12 protein-coding genes and 1 other RNA gene are annotated in these 19,777 nt (G+C 65.2%); 7 read left to right on the forward strand and 6 right to left on the reverse strand.

Features of this window, described 5'->3' with window-relative positions:
* Positions 1 to 53 precede the first annotated feature (53 nt).
* The 4 genes from guaD to xdhA all read right to left on the reverse strand — a co-directional run bounded on the left by guaD (position 54) and on the right by xdhA (position 6,118).
* The gene (gene guaD, locus AC0Z2B_RS31510) at positions 54 to 1,358 is read right to left on the reverse strand and encodes a guanine deaminase (RefSeq protein ID WP_476301985.1); all 1,305 of its coding nucleotides are present in this window, start codon (positions 1,356 to 1,358) and stop codon (positions 54 to 56) included.
* 13 nt (positions 1,359 to 1,371) lie between these two features.
* Entirely contained in the window at positions 1,372 to 2,208 is an 837-nt protein-coding gene (gene xdhC, locus AC0Z2B_RS31515) for a xanthine dehydrogenase accessory protein XdhC (RefSeq protein ID WP_416425912.1), read from the reverse strand.
* 72 nt (positions 2,209 to 2,280) lie between these two features.
* Positions 2,281 to 4,686, reverse strand: coding sequence for a xanthine dehydrogenase molybdopterin binding subunit (xdhB, locus tag AC0Z2B_RS31520; protein WP_476301987.1), 2,406 nt, complete (start codon positions 4,684 to 4,686; stop codon positions 2,281 to 2,283).
* Positions 4,679 to 6,118: a xanthine dehydrogenase small subunit gene (xdhA, locus tag AC0Z2B_RS31525; RefSeq protein ID WP_476301989.1), complete on the reverse strand. Its 1,440-nt coding sequence runs from the start codon at positions 6,116 to 6,118 to the stop codon at positions 4,679 to 4,681. Before xdhA ends, xdhB begins: the two co-directional genes overlap by 8 nt.
* 246 nt (positions 6,119 to 6,364) lie before the next feature.
* Between xdhA and AC0Z2B_RS31530 the strand changes: the two genes are divergently transcribed.
* From AC0Z2B_RS31530 to AC0Z2B_RS31555, 6 genes are all read left to right on the forward strand, one after another.
* Complete coding sequence (locus AC0Z2B_RS31530) at positions 6,365 to 7,024, forward strand: GntR family transcriptional regulator (RefSeq protein ID WP_476301991.1); 660 nt, start codon at positions 6,365 to 6,367, stop codon at positions 7,022 to 7,024.
* 1 nt (position 7,025) lies between these two features.
* A complete protein-coding gene (gene smc, locus AC0Z2B_RS31535) occupies positions 7,026 to 10,514 on the forward strand; it encodes a chromosome segregation protein SMC (protein ID WP_476301993.1) in 3,489 nt (1,162 codons plus the stop codon).
* A gap of 205 nt (positions 10,515 to 10,719) precedes the next feature.
* Positions 10,720 to 11,619, forward strand: coding sequence for a cell division protein ZipA (gene zipA / locus AC0Z2B_RS31540; RefSeq protein ID WP_416425902.1), 900 nt, complete (start codon positions 10,720 to 10,722; stop codon positions 11,617 to 11,619).
* Between the two features lie 120 nt (positions 11,620 to 11,739).
* Positions 11,740 to 14,097 (forward strand): NAD-dependent DNA ligase LigA, encoded by a 2,358-nt coding sequence (ligA, locus tag AC0Z2B_RS31545; protein ID WP_476301995.1) that lies wholly within the window; start codon positions 11,740 to 11,742, stop codon positions 14,095 to 14,097.
* A gap of 163 nt (positions 14,098 to 14,260) precedes the next feature.
* A complete protein-coding gene (gene treS, locus AC0Z2B_RS31550; RefSeq protein WP_476301997.1) occupies positions 14,261 to 16,324 on the forward strand; it encodes a maltose alpha-D-glucosyltransferase in 2,064 nt (687 codons plus the stop codon).
* Positions 16,325 to 16,360: 36 nt separating this feature from the next.
* Entirely contained in the window at positions 16,361 to 17,524 is a 1,164-nt protein-coding gene (locus tag AC0Z2B_RS31555; protein WP_476301999.1) for a zinc-binding metallopeptidase family protein, read from the forward strand.
* 93 nt (positions 17,525 to 17,617) lie between these two features.
* Here the strand turns inward: AC0Z2B_RS31555 and AC0Z2B_RS31560 are convergent, their stop codons facing one another.
* Together AC0Z2B_RS31560 and AC0Z2B_RS31565 are read right to left on the reverse strand one after the other, a co-directional pair.
* Positions 17,618 to 18,064, reverse strand: coding sequence for an Hsp20 family protein (locus AC0Z2B_RS31560; RefSeq protein WP_416425895.1), 447 nt, complete (start codon positions 18,062 to 18,064; stop codon positions 17,618 to 17,620).
* Between the two features lie 208 nt (positions 18,065 to 18,272).
* A complete protein-coding gene (locus AC0Z2B_RS31565; protein WP_476302001.1) occupies positions 18,273 to 18,575 on the reverse strand; it encodes a hypothetical protein in 303 nt (100 codons plus the stop codon).
* Between the two features lie 389 nt (positions 18,576 to 18,964).
* Between AC0Z2B_RS31565 and ffs the strand changes: the two genes are divergently transcribed.
* Positions 18,965 to 19,061, forward strand: an RNA gene (gene ffs, locus AC0Z2B_RS31570) — signal recognition particle sRNA small type.
* The last annotated feature ends 716 nt before the right edge of the window (positions 19,062 to 19,777 follow it).

Consider the following 19,777-nt stretch of genomic DNA (forward strand, 5'->3'; position numbering starts at 1 on the left):
CCTGCGGCCGCTGCTACAGGGGGCGTATCAGCGGCCGCAGGCCGCGTCCGGGATCAACGCTGATGCACCTTGCGCCCCGCTGCATAGGTCTGCTGCACGGTGCGATCATCCCCCAGCGTGGTCAGCACGAACAACGTCTCTTCAATACTCTTGGACTGCTGGATGCGGTAGCCCAGCAGCGGCGTGGCGTTGTAGTCCAGCACCACGAAGTCGGCATCGCTGCCCGGCTGCAGGTTGCCCACCTTGTCTTCCAGGCGCAGCGCCCGGGCGCCGCCCAGGGTGGCCAGGTACAGTGATTTGAACGGGCTCAGGCGCGCGCCCTGCAGCTGCATCACCTTGTAGGCCTCGTTCAGCGTGTGCAGCAGCGAGAAGCTGGTGCCGCCGCCCACGTCCGTGCCCAGGCCGACGTTGAGCTTGTGCTTCTCGGCCTGGGGCAGGTTGAACAGGCCGCTGCCCAGGAACAGGTTCGAGGTAGGGCAGAAGGCAATCGCCGAGCCGGTCTCGGCCAGGCGCGCGCATTCCTCGTCGCACAGGTGCACGCCGTGGGCGAACACCGAGCGCTCGCCCAGCAGCTGGTAGTGGTCGTACACGTCCAGGTAGCCCTTGCGCTCGGGGAACAGCGTCTTCACCCACTCGATCTCCTTGAGGTTCTCGCTGATGTGGGTCTGCATGTAGACGTTCGGGTATTCCTTGAGCAGCTGGCCGGCCACGGTCAGTTGCTCGGGGGTGCTGGTGGGCGCGAAGCGTGGGGTGACCGCGTAGTGCAGGCGGCCCTTGCCGTGCCAGCGCTCGATCAGCGCCTTGCTGTCGGCGTAGCTGCTTTCGGCGGTGTCCACCAGGTAGTCCGGCGCGTTGCGGTCCATCATCACCTTGCCGGCGATCATGCGCAGGTCGAGCTTTTCGGCCGCCTCGAAGAAGGCGTTCACCGACTCGGGGTGCACGCTGCCGAACACCAGCGCGGTGGTGGTGCCGTTGCGCAGCAGTTCCTTGATGAAGATGTCCGCCACTTCGTCGGCGTGGGCCTTGTCGGCGAACTGGCTTTCGAACGGGAAGGTGTAGGTGTTCAGCCAGTCCAGCAGCTGCTCGCCGTAGGAGGCGATCATGCCGGTCTGCGGCAGGTGGATGTGGGTGTCGATGAAGCCGGGGGTAATCAGCGCGTCGGGGAAGTGCTCAATGGCGACTTCCGCCGGCAGGCTCGGCAGCAGCGCCTCGGCGTGGCCGACGGCGGCGATCACGCCGTTCTCCACCACCAGCAGGCCGTCGGCGAAGTATTCATAGGAGGCGTCGATGCCCACTTCGGCGGGGTCGCCGATGCTGTGCAGGATGGCGGCGCGGTAGGCTTTGCGGGTCAGGCTCATGGGTATCAATGTCTCAGGCTTGGCTGCGTCGCGAGTGCGGCAGCAGTTGGGCAATGGGTTCGGCACCGGCAGTGGCCAGGCCGAAGTTGGCGTTGTAGGTGGCGATGATTTCGGCGGCCACGGACACGGCGATTTCAATCGGCAATTTGCCTTTGACGTCGGCCAGGCCCATAGGGCACCTCATGCGTTGCACAACCTGGGGGTCGAAGCCGCGGTCGCGCAGCCGGTGTTCGAATTTCACCCGCTTGGTCTTCGAGCCGATCAGGCCGAACCAGGTGAAATCGTTGCGCTTGAGGATAGCCGCGGTCAGCTCCAGGTCGAGCTGGTGGTTGTGGGTCATGACGATGCAGTAGCTGCCCGGTGGCAGGTTGTCGACTTCGTCCACCGGTTCTTCGTTGACGATCTTGCGCACCCCCTCGGGGAGGTGCGCGGGGAATTCCTGCTCGCGCGAGTCGATCCAGGTGACGCGGCAGGGCAGGGCGGCCAGCAGTGGCACCAGCGCGCGGCCGACGTGGCCGGCGCCGAACACGGCAATGCGCGCCTGCACCTGGCCCATGGGCTCGAACAGCAGCACGGTGACGCCGCCGCAGCACTGGCCCAGGCTGGCGCCCAGGCTGAAGCGCTCCAGGTGCGTGCCCTGGCGGCCGTTGGCGAGCATCTCGCGGGCGATGTGCATGGCCTTGTATTCCAGGTGCCCGCCACCGATGGTGTCGTACAGCTGGGTGGCGCTGACCACCATCTTCGAGCCGGCGTTGCGCGGGGTGGAGCCCTGCTCCTCGATGATGGTGACGAGCACGCAGGGTTCGCCCTGCTGCTGCAGCTCGGCGAGGGCGCTGATCCAGTTGTTCATGGTTGAAGATCTCCTTCGACCGTTATGACCTCTTCGCGGGCAGAGCCCGCTCCCACCATTAACCTGTGCATTTCACACCTCTGTGGGAGCGGGCTCTGCCCGCGAAGAGGTCGACGCCGCTTCCTGCGCCTTGCGCATCTGCTCGCACCCCCACAACACCCGCTCCGGCGTGGCCGGGGCGTCGATGTTGGGCTGCACCTTGTAATCCGCCAGGCTGGCTACCGCATCCTTGATCGCGCACCAGGCGGCGATGCCGAGCATGAACGGCGGCTCGCCCACGGCCTTGGAGTGGAACACCGTGTCTTCCGGGTTCTTGCGGTTTTCCACCAGCTTCACCCGCAGGTCGGCCGGCATGTCGGCCACCGCCGGGATCTTGTAGCTGGCCGGGCCGTTGGTCACCAGCTTGCCCTTGGCGTTCCACACCAGCTCTTCGGTGGTCAGCCAGCCCATGCCCTGGATGTAGCCACCTTCCACCTGGCCGATGTCGATGGCCGGGTTCAGCGAGGCGCCCACGTCATGCAGGATGTCGGTGCGCAGCATCTTGTACTCGCCGGTCAGGGTGTCGACCACCACCTCGGCGCAGGCGGCGCCGAAGGCGAAGTAGTAGAACGGCCGGCCGCGCGCCTGGCTGCGGTCGTAGAAGATCTTCGGGGTCTTGTAGTAGCCGGTGCTGGACAGCGACACCTGGCCCATCCACGCCTGCACGATCAGGTCGGCGAAGGGCATGACCAACTCGCGCACGCGCACGTGGCCGTTGCGGAACTCGACGTCTTCCTCGCTGACCGCGTACTTGCGCGCGGCAAACTCCACCAGGCGCTGCTTGATGGTTTCGGCAGCGTTCTGCGCGGCCTTGCCGTTCAGGTCGGCGCCGCTGGAGGCGGCCGTCGGCGAGGTGTTGGGCACCTTGTCGGTGTTGGTGGCGGTGATCTGGATGCGGCCGATGTCCACCTGGAACACCTCGGCCACCACCTGCGCGACCTTGGTGTTGAGCCCCTGGCCCATCTCGGTGCCGCCGTGGTTGAGGTGGATGCTGCCGTCGGTGTAGATGTGGATCAGCGCGCCTGCCTGGTTGAGGAAGCTGGCGGTGAACGAGATGCCGAATTTCACCGGGGTCAGCGCCAGGCCTTTCTTCAGCACCGGGCTGTGGGCGTTGAAGCGGCGGATGGATTCGCGGCGCTCCTGGTATTCGCTGCTGGCTTCAAGGTCAGCAGTCATTTCCTCCAGCAGGTTGTGCTCCACCGTCTGGTAGTAGTGGGTGACGTTGCGCTCGGTCTTGCCGTAGTAATTGGCCTTGCGCACGGCCAGCGGGTCCAGCGCCAGGTGGCGGGCGATGCGGTCCATCACCTCCTCGATGGCGACCATGCCCTGGGGCCCGCCGAAGCCGCGGTAGGCGGTGTTGGAGGCGGTGTTGGTCTTGCAGCGGTGGCCGTTGATGGTGGCGTCGCCCAGGTAGTACGAGTTGTCGGCATGGAACATGGCACGGTCGACGATGGACGCCGACAGGTCCGGCGAGTAGCCGCAGTTGCCGGCCAGGTCCATGTTGATGCCGTGCAGGCGGCCGCTGTCGTCGAAGCCCACGTCGTATTCGACGTAGAAGGGGTGGCGCTTGCCGGTCATGGACATGTCTTCCACCCGCGGCAGGCGCATCTTGGTCGGCTGGCCGGTGAGGTGCGCGATCACCGCGCACAGGCACGCCGGGCTGGCCGCCTGGGTTTCCTTGCCACCGAAGCCGCCGCCCATGCGGCGCATGTCGACGACGATCTTGTTCATCGACACGTCCAGCACCTCGGCCACCAGCTTCTGCACCTCGGTGGGGTTCTGGGTGGAGCAATAGACGATCATGCCGCCGTCCTCGGTGGGCATCACCGAGGAGATCTGCGTTTCCAGGTAGAAGTGCTCCTGGCCGCCGATGTGCAGGGTGCCTTGCAGGCGGTGCGGGGCGCTGGCCAGGGCGGTGTCGGCGTCGCCACGCTTGTGGGTGTGGCTGTCGAGCACGTAATGCTGCTTGCGGAAGGCCTCGACCACGTCGAGCACCGGCTCCAGGTCTTCGTATTCGATGATCGCGGCCATGGCCGCCTTGCGCGCGGTCTCCAGGTCGCGCGCGGCCACCGCCACCACTGGCTGGCCGACGAACTCCACCAGGTCGATGGCCAGCAGCGGGTCGCCGGGCAGCAGCGGGCCGATGTCCTTCAGGCCGGGAATGTCCTCGTGGGTAATGGCAATGCGCACGCCGGGGAAGGCGTAGCAGGGCGTGGTGTCGATCTTCACCACCCGCGCGTGGGCGCGGTCCGACAGCCGTGCGTACACGTGCAGCTGGTTGGGGAATTCCAGCCGGTCGTCGATGTACTGCGCCTCGCCGGACACGTGCTTGTCGGCGCTGTCGTGCTTGACGCTGCGGCCCACGCCAGTGGTCAGGCCCTGGGCAAAGCGTTCGGCCAGTTGCGCCTGGGTGAGGGTTTCGCCGTGATGGTTAGACATAAGCGGTCACCCGGGTCTCGATGTAAGGCGATTGCTGCTCGATGAAGTACTTGCGCAGCAGGTTCTGGGCGGCCAGCAGGCGGTATTCCTTGCTGGCGCGGAAGTCGGACAGCGGCGTGAAGTCCTCGGCCAGGGCGGCGCAGGCGGCTTCCAGCGTGGCGTTGTTGAACACCTTGCCCAGCAGCGCGGCTTCGCAGGCCTGGGCGCGCTTGGGAATGGCGGCCATGCCACCGAAGGCGGCGCGCGCGTCGGTGACCACGCCGTCTTCCAGCGCCAGGTTGAAGGCGGCGCACACGGCGGAGATGTCATCGTCCAGGCGCTTCGACACTTTATAGGCGCGGAAGCTGCGGCCGGCCCGGGCGCGGGGCACGATGATCTTCTCGATGAACTCGCTCTCCTGGCGCGCGGTGATGCGGTAGTCGATGAAATAGTCTTCCAGCGCCAGGGTGCGAGTGGCGTTGCCCTTGCGCAGCACGATCTGCGCGCCCAGGGCAATCAGCAGGGGCGGGCTGTCGCCGATGGGCGAGGCGTTGCCGATATTGCCGCCCAGGGTGCCCTGGTTGCGGATCTGCAGGCTGGCGAAACGGTGCAGCAGTTCGCCGAAGTCCGGGTATTCGGCGCTCAGGGCGTCGTAGCAGTCGGTGAGCGGCGTGGCAGCGCCGATCTCCAGGCGGTCGTCGAAGTGCTCGATGCGCTTCATCTCGGCGACGTTGCCCACGTAGATCATCACCGGCAGGGTGCGGTGGAACTGCGTTACCTCCAGCGCCAGGTCGGTACCGCCGGCCAGCAGCCGGGCTTCGGGGTGCGAACCGTACAGGTCGGCGAGGTCGGCGACGGTCAGCGGCACCAGGCAGCGCTTGTCGCCGCTGTTCAGTTCACCGGTCTCGGTGGGGACGATGGCCTTGAGGCGGGCGATGGTCTCGGCCTCGGCGGCGTCGAACTGGTCCGGCGCCTGCTGGCAGCAGGCCTGTTCGGCGGCGGCCAGAATGGGGCGGTAGCCGGTGCAGCGGCACAGGTTGCCGGCCAGGGCCTCGTGGGCCTTGTGCGAGTCGGGTTCGGCGCTGTTCTTCTGCAAGGCGAACAGCGACATCACGAAGCCCGGGGTGCAGAAGCCGCACTGCGAGCCGTGGCAGTCGACCATGGCCTGCTGCACGCTGTGCAACTGGCCCTTGTGCTTGAGGTCTTCGACGCAGATCAGCTGTTTGCCGTGCAGCGACGAGACAAAGGTGAGGCACGAGTTCAGGCTGCGGTAGCGCAAGGCCTCGCCTTCCAGTTCCGCCACCACCACGGTGCAGGCGCCGCAGTCGCCGCTGGCGCAGCCCTCCTTGGTGCCGGGCTTTTTCAGGTGCGTGCGCAGGTATTCCAGCACGGTGAGGTTGGGGTCCAGGGCGTGTTCACTGCGCAATTCCCTGTTGAGTAGAAACTGGATCACGGAAGGCCTCGCTGACACATTTATTGTTGTTGACCGATAGCATTGAATTTAGCAGTTCTGACTTTGCGGTCAACAGTTTTCTGACTCAAAAGTCAGGATTTCGGGCGAGTGGAAATCTCGCCTGCAGGCAACATTTGATTTATTTGCTTATTCCATGCCAAAAGGCCATGTCCCCCTCTGCGTTTCCAGGGGGCAAGTGCGCTACACTTCGCCGCTTGCCATGTTTGAAGAGTTTGAAGGACAACCATGACGTTCAAGGCGCCGGACAGCCTCTCCGAGCAAATCGCCGATTACCTGGCCGAACGCATCATCCAGGGCGAACTTGCGCCCGGTGAGCGCATTCAGGAACAGAAGGTGACGGCGGCGCTCAATGTCAGCCGCGGCTCGGTGCGCGAAGCACTGCTGATCCTGCAGCGGCGCCATCTGATCGCCATCCTGCCGCGTCGCGGTGCACACGTGACCGAACTCAGCGCCCATAAGGTGCAGAGCCTGTGCGCCTTGATGAGCGAGATGTACATCCTGCTCGGCAACGCCGTGGCCCAGCGCTGGCAGGGCCCGGCTGAGCTCGAACCGTTCGTGGCCATCCAGCAGCGCCTCACCGCCAGCCTCGAGCGCCAGGACATCAAGGCCTTCGTCGAGGACAGCTTCAACGTGATGCGGGCCGCCTACCCGTTCGCCGACAACCCGTACCTGCAGGAGACCGTCGAGAACCTGCAGCCGGCCATGAGCCGCACCTATTACCTGGCGCTGGAGCAGCGCAAGGCCACCATGGGCGACTACCTGGCGCTGTTCGACAGCCTGCTGGACGCCGTGGTGGCCCGCGACCTGGCGCGCATCCGCACGGTGCTGGGCGATTACACCCAGCGCAGTTGCCAGTTGGTGCTGGCCGCCCTGGCGAACCGCTGACATGCGCCTGAAGTGCATCCGGCTGGCGGGGTTCAAGTCCTTCGTCGACCCCACCACGGTCAACTTCCCCAGCAACATGGCGGCGGTGGTGGGGCCCAACGGGTGCGGCAAATCCAACATCATCGACGCGGTGCGCTGGGTGATGGGCGAAAGCTCGGCGAAGAACCTGCGCGGCGAGTCGATGACCGACGTCATCTTCAACGGCTCCACCAGCCGCAAGCCGGTGAGCCAGGCCAGCATCGAACTGGTGTTCGACAACAGCGACGGCACCCTGGTGGGCGAATACGCCGCCTACGCGGAGATTTCCATCCGCCGCAAGGTGACGCGCGACAGCCAGAACACCTACTTCCTCAACGGCACCAAGTGCCGCCGCAAGGACATCACCGATATCTTCCTGGGCACCGGCCTGGGCCCGCGCAGCTATTCCATCATCGAGCAGGGCATGATCAGCAAGCTGATCGAGGCCAAGCCCGAGGAGCTGCGCAACTTCATCGAGGAAGCCGCGGGCATCTCCAAGTACAAGGAGCGCCGCCGCGAGACCGAGAACCGCATCCGCCGTACCCACGAAAACCTCGAGCGCCTGACCGACCTGCGCGAAGAGCTGGAACGCCAGCTTGAGCGCCTGCACCGCCAGGCCCAGGCCGCCGAGAAGTACCAGGAATACAAGGCCGAGGAGCGTCAGCTCAAGGCGCAGCTGTCGGCCCTGCGCTGGCAGGCACTGAATGAACAGGTGGCCCAGCGCGAAGCGGTCATCGGCACCCAGGAGGTCAGCTTCGAGGCCCTGGTGGCCGAGCAGCGCAACGCCGACGCGGCCATCGAGCGCCTGCGCGACGGCCATCACGACCTGTCCGAGCGTTTCAACCTCGTGCAGGGCCGCTTCTATTCCGTGGGCGGTGACATTGCCCGCGTCGAGCAGAACATCCAGCACGGCCAGCAGCGCCTGCGCCAGTTGCAGGATGACCTGAAGGAAGCCGAGCGCTCGCGCCAGGAAACCGAATCCCACCTGGGCCACGACCGCACCTTGCTGGCCACCCTGGGCGAAGAGCTGGACATGCTTGCGCCCGAGCAGGAAATGACCAGCGCCGCCGCCGAAGAGGCTGCCGCCGCCCTGGAAGAGTCCGAGTCCACCATGCACGGCTGGCAGGAGCAGTGGGACAGCTTCAACACCCGCTCCGCCGAGCCGCGCCGCCAGGCCGAGGTGCAGCAGTCGCGCATCCAGCAGCTGGACCAGTCCATGGAACGCCTGGGCGAGCGCCAGCGGCGCCTGGGCGAGGAGCGCGCGCAACTGGCTGCCGACCCTGAGGACGCGGCCATCCTGGAACTGGGCGAGCAACTGGCCGCCAGCGACATGCTCATTGAAGAACTGCAGGCCAGCGAGGCCCAGCAGGTGGAGCGCCTGGAGCAGTTGCGCGAGCAACTGCAACAGGCCACCCGCGACCAGCAGCAGGCCCAGGGCGAGCTGCAACGCCTGAACGGCCGCCTGGCCTCCCTGGAAGCCTTGCAACAGGCCGCCCTGGACCCCGGCACCGGCACCGCCGAGTGGCTGCGCGACCAGCAGCTGGACCAGCGCCCGCGCCTGGCCGAAGGCCTGCGCGTGGAAGCCGGCTGGGAGCTGGCGGTGGAGACCGTGCTGGGCGCCGATCTGCAAGCGGTGCTGGTGGATGATTTCGACGGCCTGGCGCTGGGCAGTTTCGAGCAGGGCGAGCTGCGCCTGCTCAGCGCCGCGCCGGGCACGCCGGCCTTGCCCGGCAGCCTGCTGGACAAGGTCGACAGCCGCACCGACCTCAGCCCCTGGCTGGGCCAGGTCAAGCCAGTGGAAACCCTGGCGGCAGCGCTGGCCGCCCGCGCGCAGCTGCAGCCCGGGCAGAGCTTGATCAGCCGCGACGGCTACTGGGTAGGCCGGCATTTCCTGCGCGTCAGCCGTGCCAGCGACGCCCAGGGCAGCGTGCTGGCGCGTGGCCAGGAGCTGGAAAACCTGGGCCTGGAGCGCGACGAGCGCGAAGCCGCCCTGGCCAGCCTGGAAGAGCGCCTGGAGCGTCTGCGCGAGCAGCAATTGCTGCAGGAAGAGGCCCGCGAGCAACTGCGCCGCCAGCTGGCCGACGAGGCCCGCCAGCAGGGCGAGCTCAAGGCCCAGCTGTCCGCCGGCCGCGCCAAGGCCGAACAGCTGACCCTGCGCCGCCGCCGGCTCGACGAAGAGCTGGCGGAACTGGCCGAGCAGCGCGCGCTGGAAAGCGAGCAGCTGGGCGAGTCGCGCCTGCAACTGCAGGACGCCCTCGACGCCATGGCGCAGGACACCGAGCAGCGCGAACTGCTGATGGCCCAGCGCGACAGCCTGCGCGAGCGCCTCGACCAGGTGCGCCACGACGCCCGTCAGCACAAGGACCACGCCCACCAGTTGGCCGTGCGCCTGGGCTCCCTGCGCGCCCAGCACGACTCCACCCGCCAGGCCCTGGAGCGCCTGGAGCTGCAGGCCGAGCGCCTGACCGAGAAGCGCGAGCAGCTGTCGCTGAACCTGGAGGAGGGCGAGGCACCGCTGGAAGAGCTGCGCCTCAAGCTCGAAGAGCTGCTGGAACGGCGCATGGCCGTCGACGAGGAAATGCGCCAGGCGAAAATGGCCCTGGAAGACGCCGACAGCGAACTGCGCGACGCCGAGAAGCGCCGCACCCAGGCCGAGCAGCAGTCACAGATGATCCGCGGCCAGCTGGAGCAGCACCGCATGGAATGGCAGGGCCTGAGCGTGAAGCGCGCCGCCCTGCAGGAACAATTGCACGAGGATGGCTACGACCTGCAAGGCGTCATCGCCACCCTCGACCCCCTGGCCAACGAAAAAGAGGCCGAGGACGAACTGGAGCGCATCAACGCGCGCATCCAGCGCCTGGGCGCCATCAACCTGGCGGCCATCGACGAGTACCAGCAGCAGTCCGAGCGCAAGCGCTACCTGGACGCCCAGAACGATGACCTGGTGGAGGCGCTGGACACCCTGGAAAACGTCATCCGCAAGATCGACAAGGAAACCCGCAACCGCTTCAAGGATACCTTTGATCAGATAAATGGCGGTTTGCAGGCCTTATTCCCAAAAGTTTTCGGTGGCGGCAGCGCTTACTTGGAACTGACAGGCGAAGATCTACTCGATACAGGGGTGACCATTATGGCGCGGCCCCCGGGCAAGAAGAACAGCACCATCCATTTGCTCTCTGGTGGTGAGAAAGCGCTGACGGCCCTGGCCCTGGTGTTCTCCATCTTCCAGTTGAACCCGGCGCCGTTCTGCATGCTCGACGAAGTTGACGCCCCGCTGGATGACGCTAACGTTGGACGCTATGCCCGCTTGGTGAAAGAAATGTCCCAAACGGTTCAATTTATCTACATCACCCACAACAAGATCGCCATGGAAATGGCCGACCAGTTGATGGGCGTGACCATGCACGAGCCCGGTTGCTCGCGCCTGGTGGCGGTGGACGTAGAGGAGGCGATGGCAATGGTCGACGCCTGAAAGCGAGCGAATTTGGACCGCTTGCACTTTAATGGCGTATCTGCTGCGACAGACGGTGTAAAGTTATCTTTGGTCGTGCTAGTTTATTGGACATATTTTCGTACGCGTGGGGAAAACGCCTGTCAGAACATAGAGTTGGCGCCACGTTTTAAAGGGGGTTCAAGCCCTTTATTTTTCAGCATTTTTCATAGAGGCACAGGATTAAATGGAAATCGGTCTGCGCGAGTGGCTGATCGTCATCGGCGTCATTGTCATCGCCGGTATTCTCTTCGATGGCTGGCGCCGCATGCGCGGCGGCAAGGGCAAATTGAAATTCAGGCTCGACCGCAGCTTCTCCAACCTGCCGGACGAAGAGCACAGCGCCGAAGTGCTGGGCCCGTCGCGGGTGCTGGAAGAGCAGCGCGAGCCGTCCCTGGACGAGCATGACCTGCCGTCCATGAGCGCCCCTGCGCGCGAACCGGTGGCGCCCAAGCGCAACAAGAAACAGGAGCGCGAGCGTGAACGTGAGCGCGAGCGTGCGGTGGCCGAATCGGCCCAGGGCGCTTTGCCGCTGGAGCCCGAGCAGCCAGCGGCCTTCAGCGCCCGCGACCGCGAGGACGACTTCCCGGACGACAAGGCCCCGGCCTTCAACGCCGCGGGCGCTGCCCCGGTGGAACACCGCGACCAGCCCCAGGCCGAGGAAGTGCTGGTGATCAGCGTGATCTCCCGTTCCGAAGGCGGCTTCAAGGGCCCGGCGCTGCTGCAGAACATCCTCGAAAGCGGCCTGCGCTTTGGTGAAATGGACATCTTCCACCGCCACGAAAGCATGGCCGGCAACGGCGAGGTGCTGTTCTCCATGGCCAACGCCGTGAAGCCGGGCATCTTCGACCTGGACGACATCGACCACTTCAGCACCCGTGCCGTGAGCTTCTTCCTCGGCCTGCCAGGCCCGCGTCACCCCAAGCAGGCCTTCGACGTGATGGTGGCCGCGGCCCGCAAGCTGGCCCACGAACTGGACGGCGAACTCAAGGACGACCAGCGCAGCGTGCTGACCGCCCAGACCATCGAACACTACCGCCAGCGTATTGTCGAATTCGAACGCCGGGCGCTGACCCAGAAGCGTTGAGATCGTTGGCCCTGCCCCTGTAGGAGCCGACCTTGGTCGCGATGGGGTTTCACAACACCATCGCCGAACACCTGAAGAGCAGCCCCGGCTGCTCTTTTGCTTTACACGAGAACACACAAGATGACCGCCGCCAACACCCGGATCCTCGAACTGCGCGCCGAACTGGACCTGCACAACTACCGCTACCACGTGCTCGACGAGCCGAGCATCCCGGACGCCGAATACGACCGGCTGTTCCGCGAACTCAAGGCGCTGGAAGCCGAGCATCCGGAGTTGGTGACCGCCGACTCACCCACCCAGCGCGTGGGCAATGCGGCGCTGACCGCGTTCAGCCAGGTGCGCCACGAGATCCCCATGCTCAGCCTGGGCAACGCCTTCGAAGAAACCGACATGCGCGAGTTCGACCGCCGGGTGACCGAGGGTTTGGACCTGCCGGTCGGTGACCTGTTCGGCGGCGGCGCGGCGGTGCAATACAGCTGCGAGCCCAAGCTCGACGGCCTGGCCGTGAGCCTGCTGTACCAGGATGGCCTGCTGGTGCGCGGCGCCACCCGTGGTGACGGTACCACCGGCGAGGACATCAGCGTCAACGTGCGCACCATCCGCAACGTGCCGCTCAAGCTGCACGGCGAGGGCTGGCCGGCCACCCTGGAAGTGCGCGGCGAAGTGTTCATGTCCAAGGCCGGTTTCGAACGCCTTAACGAGGCGCAGATGGAGGCGGGCGGCAAGACCTTCGCCAACCCGCGCAACGCCGCCGCCGGCAGCCTGCGCCAGCTGGACTCGAAGATCACCGCCAGCCGCCCGCTGGAATTCTGCTGCTACGGCCTGGGCCAGGTGTCCGAGAACATCGCCGACACCCACATCGGCAACCTTGAACAGCTGAAAGCCTGGGGCATGCCCATCAGCCGCGAGCTGAAACTGGCCAACGGCATCGACGAGTGCCTGGCCTACTACCGCGACATCGGCGAGCGCCGCAACGCGCTCACCTACGAAATCGACGGCGTGGTGTTCAAGGTCAACAGCCTGGCCAGCCAGCGCGAACTGGGCTTCCGCGCCCGCGAGCCACGCTGGGCCATCGCCCACAAGTTCCCGGCCATGGAAGAACTGACCGAGCTGCTGGACGTGGAATTCCAGGTGGGGCGTACCGGGGCGGTGACGCCGGTGGCGCGTTTGAAGCCGGTGAAGGTCGCTGGTGTGACGGTCGCCAACGCCACCCTGCACAACATGGACGAAGTGGCGCGCCTGGGCCTGATGATCGGCGACACGGTGATCATCCGCCGCGCCGGCGACGTGATCCCGCAGGTGATGCAGGTGGTCACCGAGCGCCGCCCGGCCGACGCCCGCCCCGTGCACATTCCCGAGACCTGCCCGGTGTGCGGCTCCCACGTGGAGCGCACGCAACTGGTAAAACGCAGCAAGGGCAAGGAAACCGTCAGCGAAGGCGCCGTGTACCGCTGCGTCGGGCGCCTGGCCTGTGGCGCACAGCTGAAGCAGGCGATCATCCACTTCGTTTCCCGCCGGGCCATGGACATCGACGGCCTGGGCGAGAAAAGCGTCGAGCAGTTGGTAGACGAGGGCCTGGTGGGCTCGCCGGCCGACCTCTACACCCTGGGCTTTGAACAGATTGTCGACCTGGAAGGCTTCGCCGAAGTGTCGAGCAACAAGCTGCTGGAGGCCATCGCCGCCAGCAAGCGCCCGACCCTGGCGCGCTTCATCTTCGCCCTGGGCATTCCCGACGTAGGCGAGGAGACCGCCAAGGTGCTCGCGCGTTCGCTGGGTTCGCTGGAACGCATCATGGTGGCGCTGCCCCAGGTGCTTACTTACCTGCCCGATGTGGGCCTGGAAGTGGCGTACGAAATTCACAGCTTCTTCGAGGACCCGCACAACCGCACGGTCATCGGCCAGCTGCTGGAGCGTGGCCTGGAGCCCCAGGACCAGGGCGACGTGCACGCCGAGTTCGCCGCCAGCACCACCCTGGCCGGGCTGATCGCCAAGCTGGACATCAGCTCGGTCGGCCCCACCGGCGCCGAGAAACTGGTGAGCAAGCTGGGCAGCCTCGACAAGATCATTGCCGCCGATGGCATCGACCTGCGCCAGGCCCTGGCGGCCAAGCAGGCGGACGCGGTGCGCGAGTACTTCCTGGTGCCTGAAAACGCCCAGCGTGCCCTGGCTGTGGAGCAACAGCTGCAAGCCTTCGGCATGCACTGGGGCAGCGAGAAAAAAGTCATCGAAGGCCTGCCCCTCACCGGCCAGACCTGGGTGCTGACCGGCAGCCTGGAGCGCATGAGCCGCGACGTGGGCAAGGAAAAGCTGGAAAGCCTGGGCGCCAAGGTGGCCGGCTCGGTGTCGGCCAAGACCCACTGCGTGGTGGCGGGCCCCGGTGCCGGCTCCAAGCTGACCAAGGCCAACGAGCTGGGCGTGAAGGTGCTCGACGAAGACGCCTTCGTCGCCTTCCTGGAAGGCCACGGCATCACCGCCTGACGGTGGAATGGCCATCGCGACCAAGGTCGGTTCCTACGCGGTCGTTGTAGGAGCCGACCTTGGTCGCGATGGCCGCGCCGCGGTCTCCCGCCCCGCACCTTTTTATGCAACGATCCCACCGCAGCGCACTCATAAGGAAATGCCAAAACTGCGGGGGTCACCCATGTCACAGCCGGACCAGGACACCATTCAATGGCTCGTGGACCAGTCCATGCTCCACGCCGCCAAGCAACGCGCCCTTCATTACGCAGGTCAAGCCCGCCTGTGGCAACGGCCCTTCGCCGAAGCCCGGCCGCGGGACGCCTCGGCCATCGCCTCGGTGTGGTTCACCGCCTACCCCGCGTCCATCGTCACCCGTGAGGGTGGTTCGGTGTTGCAGGCGCTGGGTGATGAAACCCTGTGGCACGCGCTGTCGGAAATCGGTATCCAGGGCATCCACAACGGCCCGCTGAAACTCTCCGGCGGCCTGCGCGGCCGCGAACGCACCCCCAGCGTCGACGGCAACTTCGACCGCATGAGCTTCGACATCGACCCGGCCCTGGGCACCGAGGCGGAAATGCTCGGCCTGAGCCGCATCGCCGCCGCCCACAACGCCATCGTCATCGACGACGCCATTCCCTCGCACACCGGCAAGGGCGCCGACTTCCGCCTGGCCGAGCGCGCCTACGCCGACTACCCCGGCCTGTACCACATGGTCGAAATCAAGGAAGAGGACTGGCCGCTGCTGCCCGACGTCGAGCCGGGGCGCGACGCACGCAACCTGCCGCCCGACACCGTCGACCTGCTCAAGGCCAGGCACTACATCGTCGGCCAGTTGCAACGGGTAATCTTCTTCGAGCCCGGGGTGAAGGAGACCGACTGGAGCGTGACCCCGGTCATCGTCGGCGTCGACGGCAAGGCGCGGCGCTGGGTGTACCTGCATTACTTCAAGGAAGGCCAGCCGTCGCTGAACTGGCTGGACCCCACCTTCGCCGCGCAGCAGATGATCATCGGCGACGCCCTGCATTCCATCGACGTGATGGGCGCGCGCATCCTGCGCCTGGACGCCAACGGTTTCCTCGGCGTGGAGCGCCGCGCCGAGGGCAACGCCTGGTCCGAAAGCCACCCGCTGTCGGTCAACGGCAACCAGTTGCTGGCCGGCACCATCCGCAAGGCCGGCGGCTTCAGCTTCCAGGAGCTGAACCTGACCATCGATGACATCGCCACCATGTCCAAGGGCGGCGCCGACCTGTCCTATGACTTCATCACGCGCCCGGCCTACCAGCACGCGCTGCTGACCGGCAACACCGAATTCCTGCGGCTGATGCTGCGCCAGGTGCACCACTTTGGCATCGACCCGGCCTCACTGATCCATGCGCTGCAGAACCATGACGAGCTGACCCTCGAATTGGTCCACTTCTGGACGTTGCACGCCCACGACACCTACCTGTACCAGGGCCAGACCTTCCCGGGCAATATCCTGCGCGAGCACATCCGCGAGGAGATGTACGAGCGCCTGGCGGGCGAGCACGCGCCGTATAACCTGAAGTTCGTCACCAATGGGGTGTCCTGCACCACGGCCAGCATCATCACCGCCGCCCTGGGCATCCGCGACCTGGCGGCCATCACCGCCGAGGACGTGCAGAAGATCAAGCACATCCACCTGCTGCTGGTGATGTACAACGCCATGCAGCCGGGGGTGTTCGCCCTGTCGGGCTGGGACCTGGTGGGGGCCTTGCCGCTGCCGGCCGAGCAGGTGGCGCACCTGATGCAGGACGGCGACACCCGCTGGATTCACCGCGGCGCCTACGACCTGGTGGACCTGGACCCCAGTGCCGAGCTGTCCGCCGGCGGCATGCCACGGCCGCAGACCCTGTATGGCAGCATCACCAGCCAACTGCAGCAGGCCGACTCCTTCGCCAGCCAGCTGAAGAAAATCCTCGCCGTGCGCCGCGCCTACGACATTGCCGCCAGCCGCCAGATCCTTATCCCGGACGTGCAACACCCCGGCCTGCTGGTGCTGGTGCACGAACTGCCGGCGGGGAAGGGGACGCAGATCACCGCCCTCAACTTCAGCGCCGACAGCCTGGTGGAAACCCTGCACCTGCCGGGCATCGCACCGGGCCCGGTGGTGGACATCATCAACGAGCGGGTGGAAGGCGACCTCACCGACAGCGGCGAATTCACCATCACCCTCGACCCCTACGAAGGCCTGGCGCTGCGGGTGGTCAGCAGTACCCCGCTGTAGCGTCTACGCTGCCCCCGTCATCCCCGGAGAACGTGCATGTACCGCCTTTTCGAGCAATTGAGCACCCGCATCGCCGCGCCCTTCGTGGGGCAGGACAACCGCCACAGCAAGGTCTGGCACTGCCAGTGCGGCCAGTCGATCTTCTTCCGCAACAGCCAGTGCCTGGCCTGCTCGGCAGCGCTGGGTTACTGGCCCGAGCTGAACCTGCTGTCGTCGCTGCAGGCTGGCCCGCAGGCAGGCACCTGGCAGTTGGACGCCGACCTCGAGGCCGGCCAGTTCCGCCGCTGCGCCAACCTCGACACCCCGGCTGCCTGCAATTGGCTGGTGCGCGCCGACAGCCCCGACACCTTCTGCGTGTCGTGCGCGCTGAACCGCACTATTCCCGACCTGTCCGTGGCGGAAAACCCCGAGCGCTGGCGCAAGGTGGAAACTGCCAAGCGGCGCATGGTCTCGCAACTGATCAACCTGGGCCTGGACGTGGTGCCCAAGGTAGTGGACGACGACACCGGCCTGGCCTTCGATTTCATCGGCATCGACCTGGACGGCAACGCGCCCATGACCGGCCACGCCAACGGCCTGATCACCCTGGATATAAAGGAAGCCGACGACGCCCACCGGGAAAAGGTGCGGGTGATGATGCGCGAACCCTACCGCACCCTGCTGGGCCACTTCCGCCACGAAGTGGGTCACTACTATTGGGATCGGCTGGTGGCTGGCAGCCACTGGCTGGGGGAGTTCCGCAACCTGTTCGGCGACGACAGCCAAAGCTACGCAGATGCCCTGCAACGGCACTACGAACAGGGCGCGCCGCTGGACTGGCAACAACGCTACGTCAGCGCCTACGCCACCATGCACCCGTGGGAAGACTGGGCCGAAACCTGGGCCCACTACCTGCACATGATGGACGCCGTGGACACCGCCCTGGGCTTCGGCATGAGCGCCCGCGACATGGACCTGGACTACCAGCCGTTCCCGCTGGACACCCTGTACGATCCCCAGCACGCCAGCGGGCCCGCGTTCCTGGCCTTCGTCAACACCTGGATCGAACTGGCCGGCATGCTCAACGAACTGTCGCGCAGCATGGGCCAGCCGGACTTCTATCCCTTCGTGCTGCCCCAGGCCGTCATCGCCAAGCTGCACTTCGTGCACCTGGTCATCCAGGAAGCCGGGGGCAGGGCGGATGAGGTATTACAGGTGTAAACGCGAACCGCGTAGCAGCTGCCGCAGGCTGCGTCCGCCAACCCCGCAAAAAAAAAGGGCGCCCACCGGGCGCCCTTCTTCATCACATCGCGCTTACTGCAGCGCGGCCTGCCCAACCCCATTGATAGGGATGCGCTTGGCCTTGGCCTCTTCAGGCACCACGCGCAGCAGGTCAATGTTCAACAGCCCGTTCGCCAGCCCGGCAGCCTTCACCTCAATATGGTCAGCCAACCGGAACGACAGCTTGAACGCCCGCTGGGCAATACCCTGGTGCAGATAGGTCACGGCCTCGCCGTTGCCTTCGCGCTTGCCGCCACTGACGGTCAACACGCCTTTCTCCACCTGCAGCTCCAGGTCCGACTCCTGGAAGCCTGCGGCGGCCACCACGATGCGGTATTGATCATCGCCATGTTTCTCGACGTTGTAGGGCGGGTAGCTGCTACCCGGCTCATTACGCGCCGCCGATTCGAACAGATCGTTGAAGCGGTCGAAGCCCACGGAATGGCGGAACAGTGGGGCGAGGGAAAATGCGGTAGTCATGGTCAATCTCCTGAGCAATCAGCAAGGTTTGGTACGCGACCCGACTTCGGCATCGCGTACAGAACAGATAGGGCTGGCTGATTGGATTTCAAGAAATGGGCTGAAAATTTTTTACGCTGCATAACTCCGTAGCCGCTGCCGCCAGGCTGCGCTGGCCCTGAGCCCCGCTGAAAATCGGCAGCGTGGAGGGAGCGGCTACGGTGCCAAATCAAACCACCGTCAAATCCGGCCGCCCTGGTACTGGCGGTTGGACGGTGACCTGCCGATCAATCCGCCGCTCTATGGCGCCCATCACCCCGCATCCATCCTCCAGCAGCACCTGGGCGGCCCGGGCGAGATGGCGGTAGTCGCATTCGTCGGCGCCTTCGAGGCTGGCAAGCACATGGCGAGCGAGGTTGAGTCGCTGATCGGCGTAGTTGAGGATGTCGGTGAGTGGGGCGTCAGTGTCCAAGTGGGTCACGACGGATTGGCAAAGCGAGGTGGGAATTGGTTTGTAGCGCTCAGTGATCATAATGATGTCCCTATAAGATTCAGGGCCACCACCTGTCACTTCCACATGAGAGGTGGCGGCTGCGTGAAGGTGTGGAAGACCGGCATAGGAACGGCCCGGCACACCCGAAGGTGTCCCGCACGCAGCCACCATGACGCGGGCATGCGAGCGCAAAAGCGCGCCAGCAGGCAGTCACAGTACTGTTCGTTCCTAGACGGGCTTCCACACCCGTTCGCTGATTTTGCAGCGAAGCGCGGACTATAAGCGCTACTCGCCATCCCCGCAATCCACCCCGAAGGCAAGTGCTTGAACCGCCTACGAATTTTTTCCTGCAATAAGAGGTTGTATCTTCGCCCAAGACCGGTACAATGGCCCCGCTCGCTGCCAGGCGAGTGTTGTTATGGTGACCCCATCGGTCCCCCCGCAACGATTACCCGTTAACCTGGTCAGGCCCGGAAGGGAGCAGCCACAGCGGGAACATTGTGTGCCGGGGTGTGGCTGGTGGGGTTGCCTCCATTCTCTGCTTTACCTCTCCTTTATATACAATGCTTCACCCTTTCGCCGTGTGGTGATGCGGGGGTGATTTCGTGCGTTCCTTGTATTCGTTCTCTGTTGCCTCGGTTTGAAAATCGGTAGTGGCTTCAAGTGCATGTCATGTGATTGCATCAGGGCCATCAGGTGCCCGACGTTGTTTTTCTGGCGCCCTTGAGATCGAGCGCCGCCCGCGCGGCGCATCGCGGGCAAGCCCGGCTCCTACATCTGTTTCGGGCCAGTCATGGCAGTGCCATCGTGGTGTCCGCCTTGTTGGTTCACTGCAGATCTGTGTTGGTGCGACCAGGCGCAACACCTATATATAGCGGGGCACGTTGCAACAGATGTAGGAGCCGGCCTTGGCCGCGATGCGCCGCGCGGGCGGCGCTCGATGCCATGAGGCATGAAATCCTCAAGGCATGCACCTGGTGGCCCTGATGCGGTCGCCCGCAGGATGCTTTTGATCTATATGGCATTTATGTGAAATTAACCCTTGACCCGCCCCCAAATCTCTCTATAATTCGCCCCACTTCCGGCGCAACCGAAACGGAAAACTCCTTGAAACTCAACGAGTTAACCGAAGTAAGCAGCTCCGAAAGGTTTCGATCTTAACGTCGAAAGCGGTGAAAAAGGCAGTTGACAGCAACGCAAGTTGCTGTAGAATTCGCCTCCCGCTAACGAGAGATCGAAGC

This window comes from Pseudomonas sp. GYB4201, assembly GCF_056312595.1.

Coding starts and splice junctions, on each gene's coding strand:
- ligA (WP_476301995.1), top strand. CDS start 11,740: ATGACCGCCGCCAACACCCGGATCCTCGAACTGCGCGCCGAACTGGAC.
- smc (WP_476301993.1), top strand. CDS start 7,026: ATGCGCCTGAAGTGCATCCGGCTGGCGGGGTTCAAGTCCTTCGTCGAC.
- treS (WP_476301997.1), top strand. CDS start 14,261: ATGTCACAGCCGGACCAGGACACCATTCAATGGCTCGTGGACCAGTCC.
- AC0Z2B_RS31565 (WP_476302001.1), bottom strand. CDS start 18,575: ATGATCACTGAGCGCTACAAACCAATTCCCACCTCGCTTTGCCAATCC.
- AC0Z2B_RS31555 (WP_476301999.1), top strand. CDS start 16,361: ATGTACCGCCTTTTCGAGCAATTGAGCACCCGCATCGCCGCGCCCTTC.
- zipA (WP_416425902.1), top strand. CDS start 10,720: ATGGAAATCGGTCTGCGCGAGTGGCTGATCGTCATCGGCGTCATTGTC.
- AC0Z2B_RS31560 (WP_416425895.1), bottom strand. CDS start 18,064: ATGACTACCGCATTTTCCCTCGCCCCACTGTTCCGCCATTCCGTGGGC.
- AC0Z2B_RS31530 (WP_476301991.1), top strand. CDS start 6,365: ATGACGTTCAAGGCGCCGGACAGCCTCTCCGAGCAAATCGCCGATTAC.
- xdhC (WP_416425912.1), bottom strand. CDS start 2,208: ATGAACAACTGGATCAGCGCCCTCGCCGAGCTGCAGCAGCAGGGCGAA.
- xdhB (WP_476301987.1), bottom strand. CDS start 4,686: ATGTCTAACCATCACGGCGAAACCCTCACCCAGGCGCAACTGGCCGAA.
- guaD (WP_476301985.1), bottom strand. CDS start 1,358: ATGAGCCTGACCCGCAAAGCCTACCGCGCCGCCATCCTGCACAGCATC.